Origin of the sequence: Streptomyces sp. NPDC017993 (assembly GCF_044328065.1) — a bacterium.
GTDB lineage: Bacteria > Actinomycetota > Actinomycetes > Streptomycetales > Streptomycetaceae > Streptomyces.
Map to the genome: position 1 here is coordinate 299,854 of NZ_JBIRGO010000007.1, position 14,160 is coordinate 314,013.

At 73.0% G+C, this 14,160-nt stretch carries 13 protein-coding genes; 5 read left to right on the top strand and 8 right to left on the bottom strand.

What is annotated here, in order from left to right:
• Window positions 1–17 precede the first annotated feature (17 nt).
• Both ACH4FH_RS15445 and ACH4FH_RS15450 read left to right on the top strand, forming a co-directional pair.
• Window positions 18–1,532 carry a hypothetical protein gene (locus ACH4FH_RS15445; RefSeq protein WP_398556316.1) on the top strand — a complete coding sequence of 505 codons (1,515 nt, stop codon included), beginning with the start codon at window positions 18–20 and terminating at the stop codon, window positions 1,530–1,532.
• 230 nt (window positions 1,533–1,762) lie between these two features.
• Complete coding sequence (locus tag ACH4FH_RS15450) at window positions 1,763–3,214, top strand: alkaline phosphatase PhoX (protein ID WP_398556317.1); 1,452 nt, start codon at window positions 1,763–1,765, stop codon at window positions 3,212–3,214.
• Here the strand turns inward: ACH4FH_RS15450 and ACH4FH_RS15455 are convergent.
• The gene (locus ACH4FH_RS15455; RefSeq protein WP_398556318.1) at window positions 3,177–4,148 is read right to left on the bottom strand and encodes a class I SAM-dependent methyltransferase; all 972 of its coding nucleotides are present in this window, start codon (window positions 4,146–4,148) and stop codon (window positions 3,177–3,179) included. The two genes, ACH4FH_RS15450 and ACH4FH_RS15455, sit on opposite strands and share 38 nt — an antisense overlap.
• 161 nt (window positions 4,149–4,309) lie before the next feature.
• On the opposite strand from ACH4FH_RS15455, the gene ACH4FH_RS15460 reads away from it, so the two are divergent.
• Window positions 4,310–5,341, top strand: a complete 1,032-nt coding sequence (locus ACH4FH_RS15460) for an MsnO8 family LLM class oxidoreductase (protein WP_398556319.1) — start codon at window positions 4,310–4,312, stop codon at window positions 5,339–5,341.
• 110 nt (window positions 5,342–5,451) lie between these two features.
• On the opposite strand, the gene ACH4FH_RS15465 is transcribed toward ACH4FH_RS15460, so the two are convergent.
• The 4 genes from ACH4FH_RS15465 to ACH4FH_RS15480 all read right to left on the bottom strand — a co-directional run bounded on the left by ACH4FH_RS15465 (window position 5,452) and on the right by ACH4FH_RS15480 (window position 9,086).
• Window positions 5,452–6,249, bottom strand: coding sequence for a hypothetical protein (locus ACH4FH_RS15465; protein ID WP_398556320.1), 798 nt, complete (start codon window positions 6,247–6,249; stop codon window positions 5,452–5,454).
• A 278-nt stretch (window positions 6,250–6,527) separates the two neighbouring features.
• Window positions 6,528–7,724 carry a TerD family protein gene (locus ACH4FH_RS15470; RefSeq protein WP_398556416.1) on the bottom strand — a complete coding sequence of 399 codons (1,197 nt, stop codon included), beginning with the start codon at window positions 7,722–7,724 and terminating at the stop codon, window positions 6,528–6,530.
• A 117-nt stretch (window positions 7,725–7,841) separates the two neighbouring features.
• Window positions 7,842–8,114, bottom strand: a complete 273-nt coding sequence (locus ACH4FH_RS15475; RefSeq protein WP_393895925.1) for a GlsB/YeaQ/YmgE family stress response membrane protein — start codon at window positions 8,112–8,114, stop codon at window positions 7,842–7,844.
• Between the two features lie 162 nt (window positions 8,115–8,276).
• The gene (locus ACH4FH_RS15480) at window positions 8,277–9,086 is read right to left on the bottom strand and encodes an NAD-dependent epimerase/dehydratase family protein (RefSeq protein ID WP_398556321.1); all 810 of its coding nucleotides are present in this window, start codon (window positions 9,084–9,086) and stop codon (window positions 8,277–8,279) included.
• Window positions 9,087–9,277: 191 nt separating this feature from the next.
• Between ACH4FH_RS15480 and ACH4FH_RS15485 the strand changes: the two genes are divergently transcribed.
• Together ACH4FH_RS15485 and ACH4FH_RS15490 are read left to right on the top strand one after the other, a co-directional pair.
• Window positions 9,278–10,273 carry a 5-dehydro-4-deoxyglucarate dehydratase gene (locus tag ACH4FH_RS15485; protein ID WP_398556322.1) on the top strand — a complete coding sequence of 332 codons (996 nt, stop codon included), beginning with the start codon at window positions 9,278–9,280 and terminating at the stop codon, window positions 10,271–10,273.
• Window positions 10,273–11,505, top strand: a complete 1,233-nt coding sequence (locus ACH4FH_RS15490) for a hypothetical protein (RefSeq protein WP_398556323.1) — start codon at window positions 10,273–10,275, stop codon at window positions 11,503–11,505. The genes ACH4FH_RS15485 and ACH4FH_RS15490 overlap by 1 nt, the downstream gene beginning before the upstream one ends.
• 55 nt (window positions 11,506–11,560) lie before the next feature.
• On the opposite strand, the gene ACH4FH_RS15495 is transcribed toward ACH4FH_RS15490, so the two are convergent.
• The 3 genes from ACH4FH_RS15495 to ACH4FH_RS15505 all read right to left on the bottom strand — a co-directional run bounded on the left by ACH4FH_RS15495 (window position 11,561) and on the right by ACH4FH_RS15505 (window position 14,053).
• The gene (locus tag ACH4FH_RS15495; protein WP_398556324.1) at window positions 11,561–12,220 is read right to left on the bottom strand and encodes a class F sortase; all 660 of its coding nucleotides are present in this window, start codon (window positions 12,218–12,220) and stop codon (window positions 11,561–11,563) included.
• A 116-nt stretch (window positions 12,221–12,336) separates the two neighbouring features.
• Window positions 12,337–12,936, bottom strand: a complete 600-nt coding sequence (locus tag ACH4FH_RS15500) for a hypothetical protein (protein WP_398556325.1) — start codon at window positions 12,934–12,936, stop codon at window positions 12,337–12,339.
• A 346-nt stretch (window positions 12,937–13,282) separates the two neighbouring features.
• Window positions 13,283–14,053 carry an IclR family transcriptional regulator gene (locus tag ACH4FH_RS15505; RefSeq protein WP_393895919.1) on the bottom strand — a complete coding sequence of 257 codons (771 nt, stop codon included), beginning with the start codon at window positions 14,051–14,053 and terminating at the stop codon, window positions 13,283–13,285.
• Window positions 14,054–14,160: the final 107 nt, after the last annotated feature.

The window sequence follows — 14,160 nt, forward strand, 5'->3', positions numbered from 1 at the left end:
GAGGAGCTGAGCCCCAGATGTCCGCAGACCGCCCCACCCTGCCGCCGGTGCGGCTGCACTCCGACGCGGAACTGGCCCGGGACGCGCTGAGTGCGCCGCTGATGGCCCGCGCCGCCAAGCTCGCCCGCTGGGCGGAGCGGGGCGTACCGGTCGGCGTCGGCGGCGAGATCCTCCAGGAGTCGCTGGAGGCCGCCACCGAGCACCTCGGCCTGAGCGCCGACGAGGACGGCCCCGGATACACCGCCGAAGCCTGGCAGCTGGCGGTGGACACCGGCCTGGTGGAGATCGAGGAATCGGCGGACGACGCCGAGGAGGCCGACCTCCCGGACGACGCCGCGGTCGGCACCGCCCGCCCCGGTGAGGAGCTGGGCATGCTCACCTCCGGCAGCCCGCAGGACATCCTCGACATCTGGCTCGGCGGCATGGAGACCGTGCTCGCCGACGCGGTCGCCCCCGACCTCTCCGACATCGCCGACCAGCTCGCCGAGGGCGGCGAGCTGGACCTGGACGCGATCGACTGGAACCCGGAGGAGGAGGCCGAGATGCTGGACGGCATCCTCGGCAACCTCTACCTGCTCACGGCCGTGAACGAAGGCGCCGATCAGGACGTCCCGCTCCCCGCCCTCGCCGCGTCCATGATCGTCCCGGACGACATGGAGGAGCCCACCGACGACATCCTCGAAGAGGTCTCCGAGGCGATGATGCGCCTGGACGACCAGTTCCGGGTGCTGGAGCCGATCGGGCTCGTCGCCTACACCCCCGTCGACGAGGCACTCATCGAGGAGCTGGACGAGGACGGCGAGACGGTCCTTCCCCAGGGGCCGGAGGGGACTCCCGGCGCCCAGCCGCCGGCCGACGCCGACGTCTCCCGCTACGGCCTGGTCCGGCTCACCCCGCTCGGTCTCTACGCGGTCCGCGCGCGGATGCTGGACGCCGGTGTCCACGCCCCCGCCGTCGGCGACCTCACGGACAAGGGCGCGGACGTCCTCCTCGAAGCGCTGCCCGAATACCCCGAGACGCTCGCCCAGGCCGAGTCCGAGCAGTGGCTCGCCGCCCGCACCCCCGCGGACGCCGCCCGCGACCTGCTCGCCGCCGCCCGCGGCGACGACGAGCGTGCCCCGCTGCGCCGCCTCGCCGCCCAGCAGACGCTCTCCCTGGTCTCGCCGGACGCCGAGCCCGCGCTCCGCGAGGTCCTCGACGACCGGCAGCTGGGTGGCCTGGCCAGGGTCTGGCTGGCCGAGCGTGCCGCATCCGGCATTCCCGAGCCGTCCCAGGAAATGATCTTCTGGCTGACCGTGGACACCATCGCCGCGCAGCTGGACAGCGCGACGGAGGACGCGGCGAACGAGCTGCGCGAGCTGGTCCGGAGCCTGACCGACCAGCACAGCGGGTTCTTCGACACCGCCTGGCGGGTGGATCACCCGGCCACCGCCGACGTCCTGGAGGCCATGGGCCGGCTGCACCCGGACAAGAAGGCCGCCAAGGAGGCCCGTAAGGCCGCCTTCAAGGCGCGCTCCCGGAAGGCGGACTGAACTCTTCTCTCCGCGGCTCCCGGGCCACCGGCTCGGGGCAGCCGTGGCCCTGCGGCGCGGCGGGGATACGGGCGGGGGCGGGCGCGGGCCGAAGGGCTCGCGCCCGCCCCCGCCCGCTGCATGCGGGCCAACTGCTTCCTGGATGTCGTGCCGCGTTCAACTGGAATTCGAAGGCGAGCGGGAACGTGTGCGGCGCAGGGGAGAAGAAACCGGCCATCCAGGAGATGACAATGCCGCTCACCCGGAGAGACTTCGCCAAGCGTTCCGCCCTCGCCGGCGCGGGGGTGACGCTGGCCGGCAGCGTCGGCGTGCTGGCCACCGCCCCCGGGGCCCTCGCGGGCGAAGCGCCCACCGGTGACGCCGACGGTACGGCGGACGGCACCACGCTCGGCTACGGCCCGCTGATCGCGGACCCGGACGGCATCCTCGCGCTGCCCGCAGGCTTCTCGTACCGGATCATCACGCGGACCGGCGTGACCACGCTCGACAGCGGCGAGTCCACGCCCTCCAACCACGACGGCACCGGCGCCTTCGAAGGCCCCCGGGGCACCACCCTGCTCGTCAACAACCACGAGCTGAAGGGCCCGCGCGCCGACTGGCCGCACCCGGTGCCGCTCGCCGACGGCCTGGTCTACGACCCGGCGGCGGCCGGCGGCTGCACCGTCGTGGAGGTCGCCAAGGACGGCACCCCCGTCGGTGAACGGGTCGGCATCGCCGGTACGTCCACCAACTGCGCCGGCGGGCATACCCCTTGGGGCACCTGGCTCACCTGCGAGGAGAACGAGGACAAGGCCGGCCAGAAGGGCATGACCAAGGACCACGGCTACGTCTTCGAGGTCGACCCGCTCGACACCCGGGCCGGCCGCGACCCCAAGCCCATCAAGGCGCTCGGACGCTACGCGCACGAGGCGGTGGTCGTCGACCCCAAGCGCGGCCACCTCTACCTCACCGAGGACGCGGACACCCCCAACGGCCTGCTCTACCGCTGGACCCCGCCGCACGGCTTCCGGCACGGCCGGGGGCAGCTGCGGACGCTGGCCGACGACGCCGGTGTGCTGGCCGCCCCCAAGTGCTACGACTCCGGCGGCCGGTTCGTCGACGACCTCTCGCGTGCCACGAAGACCGGCACCGTCTACGGCGTCGACTGGGTCGAGGTGCCCGACCGCGACGCCCGCGAGGTGTCGGTGCGGCGGCAGTTCGAGGACGGTGACATCACCCGCGCCCGCAAGCTGGAAGGCATGTGGTGGGCGGACGGCGGCGCGTACCTCGTCTCCTCCTTCGCCCGGGAGGAGAGCCCGGTCCAGCACGACGGACAGGTCTGGTTCTACGACCCGCGGCGGCGCACGCTGACGCTGAAGGTGCTGCTCGGTGTCAATCAGGACCCCGCGAAGGACGGTGCGCTCGACGGTCCCGACAACATCACCGTCTCGCCGTACGGCGGACTGATCATCGCCGAGGACGGCGAGGGCGTGCAGCATCTCTTCGGCGCCACCGAGGACGGCCGCACCTATCCGCTCGCGCGCAACGACCTCAACATCAAGACCGCCGACGAGCCGGAGTTCAGCGAGTTCACCGGGCCGGTCTTCTCCCCGGACGGGCGTACGCTCTTCGCCAACATCCAGGACCCCGGCATCATGCTGGCGATCACCGGGCCGTGGAAGCGGCAGCGCCGGCAGCGGTAGCGGCGGGGCCACCACCGCCGGGCGCCTCGGCGGTGAGGACGTAGTAGTCCAGCAGACCGGTCTCGTACGCCGTCAGGTAGCGGCGCGGCCACTCGTCGCGGAGTGCCGGCTGCTGGGACATGTAGCGGTCGTAGGACTCCCAGACCCGGTCGCCGATCGCCCGGACCCGGACGTCGCGGAGGCCGGCAGCGGCCAGCGTTGCGGCGGCCTCGTCGATGACATGGGGGACGTCCAGGCCGTCGGCGTACGGGGGCAGCAGTTCGGGCAGCGCGCGGGCGGCCTCCGGGCCGCGGGCGAAGAAGGTGGTCAGCGCCAGCCGGCCGTCCGCGCGCAGTACCCGGGCCGCCTCCCGGGCGAAGCCGGCAAGCTCACGGAAGTGCTGCGCGGCCTCGACGGAGTAGAGGCAGTCGACGGAGGCGTCGGGCAGCGGGATGCGGGCAGCCGCGCCGCGCACGAAGGTCAGGGCGCCGGAGGCGGCCGGAGGGGAGCCCGGGGCGGCGGGTGCCGGGCCGTTCGTGAGCAGGGTCGCGTTGGCCTCCCGGGCGCGGGCGATCTGGTCCGGGTGGGCGTCCAGGCCGATCACCGACCCGAGGCCGAATTCGCGCAGCGCCAGCGCACAGCCCAGCCCGCGACCGCAGCCCACCTCCAGCGCCGTACGGCCCGCCGGCCGGTCGAAGGCGCTCAGCACCAGCCGGTAGAGGTCCTCCTCGCTGCGGACCCGGTCGGCCACGGTCAGCGGGCGGTCGGCGCCGGGCGGCTGCGCCCAGTAGCCGAAGTTGATGAACCCGCCGGCGAACGCGGGGACGGTGCTCAGGTCGAAGTCGCCGTAGATCTTCGCGACGCGGTCGGGGAGTTCCGGCACCGCGGCGCCGTCCGGGCTGCCGGGCTGCTCGGGGTGGCCGGCGTCGCCTGCCGGGTGCGGCTGCTGCGTCATCGAACGCTCCTCGTACGTGCCGTGTATGGGCAGTGCGTGCAGTGCGTGCCGCGCGGGGCCGGAGTGGTCGCTCCCTTGCCGGTCGTGGGGTCCTTGCCCGCCGGGCGTGAGCCCATGGAGGTGGCGCGGAATCTTGAGCGGGCGCGGACGTTGAAGCAGAGGTGAGCTCGACGATACGGACGACACCATTCTCGATCCTGGACCGCTCCCGCACCAGAGAGGGTCACCCGGAGGGGGCCGCGCTGCGCGACACCGTGGATCTGGCACGGCAGGCGGAAGGGCTCGGCTACCACCGGTTCTGGGTCTCCGAGCACCACAGCGTGCCCGGGGTCGCCGGCTCCGCGCCGACCGTGCTGGCGGCGGCGGTGGCCTCCGCGACGTCCTCGATCCGGGTCGGCACGGGCGGGGTGATGCTGCCCAACCACCGGCCGCTGGTGGTCGCCGAGCAGTTCGGAGTGCTGGAGTCGCTCTTTCCCGGCCGGATCGACATGGGGCTCGGCCGGTCCGTCGGCTTCACCGGCGGCATCCGGCGGGCCCTGGGCACGGAGAAGGACGCCACCGAGGACTTCAGTGCCCAACTGAGGGAATTGCTCGGCTACTTCACGGGTACCCAGACGACCCATCCGCAGGTGCACGCCCGGCCCGCCGAGGGGCTGCGGGTGCCGGCGTTCGTCCTGGCGACGGGGTCGGGCGCACAGGTCGCCGCGGCTGCCGGCCTCGCGCTGGTCATCGGCGACCTCCGCGGCCGGGCGAAGATGCTCGACGCGATCGAGTCCTACCGCGCACGGTTTCGTCCCTCGCACCTGTGGGACCGGCCGTATGTGGTGATCTCCGGGACGGTCGCCGTCGCCGCCACGACCGAGGCGGCGCGGCGGCTGCTGCTCCCGGAGGCCCGGTCGATGGCGTACTCCCGGACGCACGGGGCCTTCCCGCCGCTGCGGCCCGCGGAGGAGCTGCCGCCGGCCGACGCGGGAGGCGCCGGCGAAGGGGCGGTGTCCGCGCGGGAGCGGGAGTTCTACGAGGAGGCTCTCCGGGGCCACCTCTACGGCACCGAGCAGGAGGTCGCCGAGGCCCTCGACGCCCTGATCGAACACACCGCGGCGGACGAGGTCCTGGTCACCACCAGCTCCTACGACCGGGCGGCGCTGCTGGAGTCCTACGAGCGGCTGGCACGGGTCGCGGGATCGGGCTGAGGCGGATGGGGGAGCGGTTGCCGCGCTCTGCGCCGCCCCCCCCAGGGCCCGCCGGTCACCCCGTCGCCCGCCCCGGCCTTGCGACGACCGGCGGTCACGCCCTGCCTCCCCTACGCCCCGCCGTCCGCCGCCGGCAGCTGTTCGACCTGCGCTCGGTCGTAGCGGTCCAGCGGGCCCGGGCACAGCCCGCTGCGTTCCGCGGTGACCTCGAACCTGCCCGGTGCCCACCCCAGCAGCGCGGCCGCTTCCTTGGCCGTGAGGCTCCGGGCGATCCATTCCTCGCGTTGCCTCACCACCGTGACGATGTGCTCCTCGGGGAGACCGTCGAGGCCGTCCAGGCCGTACATGGGATGGCCCCGGAACTCGCCGACGGGGCGGAGCAGGCCCTGGTCGGCCAGGGTGCGGACATCGGGCCGCTCGACCAGGAGGCCGGTGCGGGCGGCGAGTCGTGTCGCCGCGTCGATCGAACCCAGCCCGGGGTGGTCCCCCAGGACCTCGCAGATCTCCGGCACCCGGTCGTGCAGTGCCTCGACCACCTCGCGCGACCAGCGTGTGCCGTCCACGTCCGGCGGTGGGATCAGCCCGCGCTGCTCCGCCCTGCCGGCCTGCCAGCGCTGCAGACCCAGCTCTTTCGCCAGCTGGTGGGGGCCGAAGCTGTCCCGCTTGGACACCCGGCGCCGGGCGGTCCCCGCGGGTGCCTGGTGCACGGGATAGCGCTCGTCGTCCACGGCGGCCACGATCGTCTCGACGCGGTCCACGAGGGTCCTGGCGACGGATAACGACCACCGCTCGTCCGCCACGTCCGGCGGCGGGATCAGGCCGCGCGTCTCCGCGCGGCGCAGGTGGCGTGGTGCGATGCCGAGCCAGTTCGCCAGTTGCTGTGGGCCGAAGTCTTTCTCCCCTGTCATGATTCCTCCCCGTTCCGTAGCTGCCACCGCCCACCCTACGGGGCGGGTCTGACAATCAACTGTGGTGTGCAGGAGGGGTGTTGGGGGATGGGCGCGGGTTGCTCTCCGGCCACCTCGTGGGGCTTCGGGGCGACACCCGGAGGCGCTTCATCCGGTTGTCCGGGCCCGACTCGCGGTGGCGACGGCGTGCGCGGGAGCGCCCCGCCCGGCCGCATCGGTGACGCGGGCCGGGTGGGGCGGGGCGCCGGAACGGGTCGTCCGTGGGGTGGTCTGTGGGGTCAGAGTGCCTTGGCCGCGGGCTTCACCATGCCGCGCACCGTGCGGGAGTCGACGAACTCGCCCATGGCCGTCATCTCCCACTCGCCGGAGAACTGCCGGATGAGCTTGGCCATCATGACGCCCGTGCGCGGCTCGGCACCGGTGAGGTCGAAGCGGACCAGCTCCTCGCCGGTCTGCGCGTCGGCCAGGCGGCAGTACGCCTTGGCGACGTCCGAGAACTTCTGGCCGGAGAAGGAGTTCACCGTGAACACCAGACCGGTCACCTGCGGGGGCACGCCGCCGAGGTGGACGGTGATGACCTCGTCGTCGCCGGAACCGTCACCGGTGAGGTTGTCGCCGGAGTGCTGGATCGCGCCGTTGAGGATCGACAGCTTGCCGAAGAAGCAGTTGTCGATCTTCTTGCGGTCCGGGCCGTAGGCGATGACGGAGGCGTCCAGGTCGATGCTCTTGCCGCGGAAGGCGGGCTCCCAGCCGAGCCCCATGCGGACCGAGCTGAGCAGCGGCTGACCACCCTTGACCAGCGAGACCGTCTGGTTCTTCTGGAGGCTGACACGGCCCTTGTCGAGGTTGATCTTGCCGGCGCCGGCAGCCGGCGCCGCGGGCGCGGCGGGCTGCGGAGGGGCGGCCGGTGCGGCGGTCGGAGGTGCCGCAGGCGCCTGGGGGGCGGCCTGGGGGGCGGCGGGAGTCGGCGCCTGCGGGGCGGCCGGTTCCTCGACGCTCACGCCGAAGTCGGTCGCGATGCCGGCCAGGCCGTTGGCGTAGCCCTGTCCGACGGCGCGGACCTTCCAGACGCCGTTGCGCCGGTAGATCTCGACGAGCACCAGGGCGGTCTCCGTGCCGAGCTGCGGCGGGGTGAAGGAGGCCAGGACGCTGCCGTCGTCGGCGTTGCGGACCGTGCCGGTCGGTTCGGTGCCCGCGAAGGTGGCGCCGGGGGCGTCCAGGCTCGCGGTGACGACGACCTTCTCGATGCCGTCGGGTACCGCTGCGGTGTCCACCGTGATGGTGTCGCCGCCGCCGGGGGCCGCGGAGTGGGTCACGCCCGGGCCGTTGGGCTGGTTGTAGAAGATGAAGTCGTCGTCCGAGCGCACCTTGCCCTCGGCCGTGAGCAGCAGGCCCGACACATCCAGCCGCACGGGGGCGGTGACGTCCACCGCGACCCGCGCGGAGGTGAGCGGGAGATTCGAGCCAGGAGTCATAGCGGTCATGCCAGCAGTAACGACCGGCCGGCTTTTACGGTTCCATTACCCGCACCCGGTTGGCTGCCCGGCCCGGCGCCGGGCGCCTCCCGCAGCTCCCCGCCGCGTCCGCCGGGCTCAGCGGCGGTCGCGTGAGTTGCCGAAGAGCAGGCGGTAGGCGATCAGCAGGACCAGGGCCCCGGCGACGGCGGCCACCCACATCGACGGGTCGTAGAAGTCCTTCGGTATAGGACGGTCCAGGACGCGGGTGGAGAGCCAGCCGCCGATGAAGGAGCCCGCGATCCCGATCAGGGTCGTCCCGACGAGCCCGCCCGGGTCGCGCCCCGGCAGCAGGACCTTGGCGATGACGCCGGCGATGAGTCCCAGTACGAGCCAGCTGACGATGCCCATGATGCGTTTCCTCGTTCCTGCGGTGTGACAGTGGTGCGGGGCCTCGCCGTGCGTCTCCGCGCTGCTTGTCCGCCCCGCTTCGCTCTCAAGGACGCGAGGGGGCGGTGGCGAGTTCCGTACGGTGGCGGATCGGCCGTGGGAGGGAGCGGGTCCGTGCGCCGGTCAGTGCGGCCAGCGCGGCGGGTCGGTGCAGAACGCGCCGCCGAGATGAGCGTGCTCGGGGTGGTGGGCGTCGAGTTCGCCGTGGGCGGCGATCAGTTCGGCCGCGTAGGGCTCGGAGTCGTCCTGCGGGGCGTAGCCCAGTGCGCGGGCGCCCGAGAGGTCCCACCACAGGCGGGTGTTGGCCGACGAGGCATAGGCGACGGTATGGCCGACGCCCTCGGCGGTCAGTGCGGCGTGCAGCAGCCGGGCGGCGTCCGCGGGACTCAGCCAGATCGACAGCATGCGCACAGAGGTCGGTACGGGGAAGCAGGAGCCGATGCGCAGGGAGACGGTCTCGATGCCGTGCAGGTCCCAGTAGAGCGAGGCGAGGTCCTCGCCGAACCCCTTGGACAGGCCGTAGTAGGTGTCGGGGCGGCGGGGGGTGTCGACGGAGATCGCGCCGGAGCCGTCCGGCGGGCGGGGGGTGAAGCCGACGGCATGGTTGGAGGAGGCGAAGACGACGCGGCGCACGCCCTCTTCGCGGGCGGCCTCGTAGAGCTGGTAGGTGCCTTCGATGTTGGCCCGCAGGATCTGCTCGAACGGGGCTTCCAGGGAGATCCCCGCGAGGTGGATGATCGCGTCGACGCCGCGTACGGCCTCGCGCAGCGCCTCCTTGTCGGCCAGATCGGCGGTGATCGCGTCCGGTTCGCCGTCGATGGGCCGCTGATCGAAGAGCCGCAGGCGGTAGCCGTGGGGCGGCAGCAGCTCGCGCATCAGGGTGCCGAGCCCACCGGCGGCGCCGGTGAGCAGAACGGTGCGGGGTGCGGTCATGTGCGGGGACTCCTCCGGCTGCGCTGTGACGCTGGATGCGTGGACAGCATTCAGATGTGTGGACACGCTAAGGATCGGCCCGCAGGCGGTCAAGGAGGCCGGTGGAAGGGTCGAATCGGCTTGACGCGCCCGGGAATTCGCGCCCTTGACCCGCACGGGAGGGCTGTTCTAGCGTGGTCAAGTTCAGAAATATGGACACTGATCAGAAGCATGCACATGCGTGCCAGGGAGAGCCCGTGACCTCAGCCCCGCCGCTCGCCGACCGCCTCGACGGACTGCTGTTCTTCCCCGTGACCGCGTACGCGCCGGACGGCGCCCTGGACCTGGAGGTCTTTCGGGCGCATGTGCGCGGCGGCATCGACGCGGGCGCGGCCGCCGTCTTCGCCTGCTGCGGCACCGGGGAGTTCCACGCGCTCACCCCCGAGGAGTTCGGTGACTGTGTCGCCGCCGCGGTCGAGGAGGCGGCGGGCCGCGTCCCGGTCGTCGCCGGAGCGGGCTACGGCACCGCGCTCGCCGAACGCTTCGCCCGCATCGCCCACGAAGCCGGCGCCGACGGCCTGCTGGCCATGCCGCCCTATCTCGTCGTCGCGGAACAGGAGGGGCTGCTGCGGCACTACACCGCACTCGCCGAGGCCACCCCGCTTCCCGTCATCGTCTACCAGCGCGACAACGCCGTCTTCACACCCGAAACCGTCGTCCGACTGGCCAGGACCCCGGGCATCATCGGACTCAAGGACGGCCTGGGCGACCTCGACCTGTTGCAGCGCATCATCAGCGCCGTGCGCACCGAGGCCGCCGACGAGAGCTTCCTCTACTTCAACGGGCTGCCCACCGCCGAACTCACCGGCCCCGCCTATCTGGGCCTGGGGGTGCGGCTCTACTCCTCCGCCGTGTTCGCCTTCGCTCCCGAGATCGCCCTGGCCTTCCACCGGGCCCTGAACGCCGGTGACGACGCGACGGTGGCCCGGCTGCTCGACGGCTTCTACCGGCCGCTGGTCGACCTGCGCAACCGGGGCCGCGGTTACGCCGTTTCCCTGGTCAAGGCCGGGGTGCGGTTGCGCGGCCTTGACGTCGGGGAGGTCCGGCCGCCGCTCACAGAACCGGCCCCGGCGCATGTCAAGGAGCTCGCCGAACTGATCGAGCGCGGCCTGGCCCTGGCCGCTGACGCTCCGGAGAACGGTGCCTGATGCACACCGCCGCCTTCCTCTACCCCTGGGACGTCGTCGGTGACCCGGACGCCGCCGCCCGCCTCGCCGACCTCGGAATCCAGCAGGTCACGCTGGCCTCCGCCTACCACTCCACCCGCGCCCTGACCCCGCGCCACCCTCGCCACCGCATCGTCACCGCCCGGCACGCCGCCGTCCTCTACCCTCCGGACGCCAGGCGCTGGGCGGGGCGCACGCTGCGGCCGTACACCCAGGACTGGGTGCCGGGCGCGGACCCCTTCGGTGCGGCCCTGCAGTCGCTGACCGAGGCGGGTCTTGAGGTGCACACCTGGGTGGTGCTGGCGCACAACTCCCGTCTGGGCGACGAGCATCCGTCCGCCGTCGTCCGCAACGCCTACGGCGACGCCTACCCGTGGGCACCGTGCATCGCCCGCGGCGAGGTGCGCGAGTATCTCGTGGACCTCGCCGCGGAGGCGGCGGTACGCCCCGGCGCCCGGGGCACCGAGCTGGAGTCCTGCGGCTGGTACGGACTGGCCCATCTGCACGCCCACGACAAGATCGGCGGGGTGCCGCTCTCCGGCGCCGGGCAGTACCTGATGTCCCTGTGCTTCTGCTCGGTCTGCTCGGACGGATACACCGCGTCGGGGATCCCCGCGGCCGAGGTGCGGGCGGGGGTGCGGCGGGCGCTGGAGCCGCTCTGGGCGGGCCGGGAGGGCGCGGGAGGCCGGCCGGCGGCGGCGCCCTCGGGGGAGCGGGCGGCGGAGCGGGACCGGATCGAGGAACTGCTCGGAAGGGACCTCGCCGGCGTGGTGCGCACCTGGCGGGACCGGGCGGCTCGGTCCCTGCAACGCGCTGCCGTACGCGCCGTACGGGAGGCCGCGGCGGGGGAGTTCCGGGTGCTGTTGCACGCCGACCCGGCCGCGCATCGCTGCGGCGCCAACGCCGGGGTGGATCCGGCGGATGTCCTCGCGCACGCCGACGGGGTGGTCGTGCCGTGCACCGGTGACGACGCGGCCCGCGCCGACGCACTCGGGCCGTTCGCCGGCCGCCCGGCCACCGCCACCGTCGCCGCCAACCTCACCGTCGTCACCGGCATGGGCGGCAGCCCGGGCACCCTCGCCGCCGACGCGGCACACGCCGTCTCACTGGGCGCGAACGCGCTGCGGCTCTACCACGGGGGGCTCGCGAGCGACGGCGACCTGGCGGCCGTGCGGCACGCCCTGCGGACCACGGCGTCGGGCATCGGAGACTGAACACCCCGGATATCGGAGGAAGTTGGCGACGGGCCGCGACGGCGAGGTGTGCGTGTCACGGACCCTTGCTGCCGGTGAGATGGGCGAAGACGACGACATTGCCCAGGTACTCCTGGGTGGCCTCGTCGAAGCCGCCCCCGCAGGTGATCAGGCGGAGTTCGGGCCGGGCGGCCGGGCCGTAGACCTTGTCGTCCGGGAAGTCGTCGCCCTGATAGACCTCAACGGCGTCGACCGTGAAGAGCGCCGTCCGGCCGTCCTCGCGGCGGATCTCGATGGTGTGGTTCTTCTGCACGGAGCCGAGGCGGTAGAAGACGGCCGGCCCCGCGTGGTTGTCGACATGACCCGCGATCAGAGCGGTGCCCCGGGCGCCGGGCGCGGTGCCGGCCGCGTACCAGCCGGCCAGGTTCGTGTCCTTCTCCGGCGGTGCGGCCAGGCTCCCGTTCGCGGCCAGCCCCAGCCCTGTCAGCGGTGCGTCGATGCCGACCGACGGCACCGTGACGCGCACCGGCCCGGAAACCGGCAGCGGACGGGCCGCCGGGCCCGCGGGCGGCCCGGCTCCCGATGACGCCGCGGAGAACCCCTGGGCGGCGGACGGCTGCGGCGGGGCGGTGGTCTCGGCGCCATGGGCGACGAGCCAGATCCCGGTGCCCAGCGCGAGCAGCGTGCCGATGGCTATGACGGTCCTGTCCCCCCGCGCGCGGCTGCTGGTTCCCATGGCGGTGCGCACCCCTCCCGGGAAGCGGTGGATGGCTCCTGCCCCGGCCTCCCGAGCACGGCGGGTGCCCCGGGGAGGCGGGCGGCTCGTGGGTCACCGGCCGCGGCCGGCCCCGATCAGATCCGGTCTCCCGAGCGACGACGGCGCGATGCCCAGGCGCCACCCGCGACCGCGGCCAGCAGCACGGCCGCGCCCGCGGCGATTTCGGTGGTGTTGCTCTTCCCGCTGGTGGAGCCGACACCGGTCTCGACCTTGCCCTTGGGGGCGCCGGTGGGAGCGCTGCCCCGGCCGACGTGGACGGTGCCGGGGACCGTGGCACCGGCACCGGTCTTCACCTTGTCCTCGGGTGGGGAGGTGGCAACGCTCCCCCGGCCGACGTGCACGGTGCCGGTGATCTCCTTGCCGCCGGCGCAGGCGCCGCTGATGCCGTAGTTGCCGGGCCAGGTGCCATGCCGGATCGTCAGCTCGCCGACCAGCGAGCCCCGGGCGGCCCCCTGGGCGAGCTTGATGGTGCCCGTGCCCAGAGTGCTGGTGTCGACGGTCGCGGAACGGCTGTTCCCGCAGCCCGTGACGGCCAGGGAGATCGTGGAGCCGGGCCGGGCCGGGTTGGGTGACACCTCGATCACACCGAAGTCGCCGGCGTACGCCGCGGTGGCGGACAGGCCGAGCGCGGCCAGGGACAGCCCGGCACCGGTGAGAAGTCGAGTGGAACGCATGACACGAACCTCCACGAAGCACGGACGTGGCACACCACTGCGCCTGAGGGGAATCCCGCGCTTCCTGGTTCCGAGATAAGCGGTCCGGCGTCGAGAGAGCCTGCTGACGTGCTGTCAGATCACGGCCCCGCGGGCGCCATGACGCCGAGTCCGTCAGGAAAGGTGCAGGCCAGAGGGTGTTTCCTGCGGGCGCCTCGCGGCGGGACCCTTTGAGGTGAACGGGTGACCGGCCCGACCCGGCGGGAGGGTGACGCTCCGTGGCGGTGGCGGCAAGGTGGACGCGGTCACCCCGTGAGGTGCCCGGTAATGCCGGCCCGCGGTGCCCGCGGCCGGCCGGCCCATCACTTCACAGCCGGCGGGTGGCCAGCGTCAGGCGGTCCCGTGCGTCGAAGAGCGTGTCCTTGATCATCTGCTCGTGGGCCGGGGTCAGCCGGGCCACCGGCACCGAGCAGCTGATCGCGTCCCGCGCCGGCGTGCGGTAGGGGATCGCGATGCCGAAGCAGCGCAGGCCCAGCGTGTTCTCCTCGCGGTCCACGGCGTAGCCCTGCTCGCGCACCGCGTGCAGCTCCTCGATCAGCTTCTCGCGGTCGGTGATGGTGTGCTCGGTCAGCGGCGCGAGGGTCGGCGGCAGCAGCGCGCGCACCTGGTCGTCCGTGTAGGTGGCGAGCAGCGCCTTGCCCAGCGACGTGGAGTGCGCCGGCAGCCGGCGGCCGACGCGGGTGAAGGGGCGCAGGTAGTGCTGCGACTGGCGGGTGGCGAGGTAGACGACGTTGACGCCGTCCAACCGCGCGAGGTGGATGGTCTCGGTGGTGTCGTCGGAGAGCCGGTCCAGGGTGGGCCGGGCGGCGGCCACCACCTCGTCGCCGTCGATGTACGACGTGCCGACCAGCAGGGCGCGGACACCGATGCCGTAGCGCGTGCCGGTGGCGTCCGTCTCGACCCAGCCCAGGTCGACGAGGGTCCGCAGCAGCATGTAGAGACTGGACTTGGGGTAGCCGACGGCTTCCTGGACGGAGGCCAGGCTGTGCATACCGGGGCGGCCCGCGAAGTACTCCAGCAGCTCCACGGTACGCACCGCGGACTTGACCTGCGCTCCACCGGTATCGGCAGCTGACATCGCCCTTGACCCCTCTGTTCGGACACCCATAGAGTCCCAGAGATTCACCATCCGAGACAGTGTTCAGCATACCGAACACGGTCGGGTGTGCGGCAAGACTTCATCCG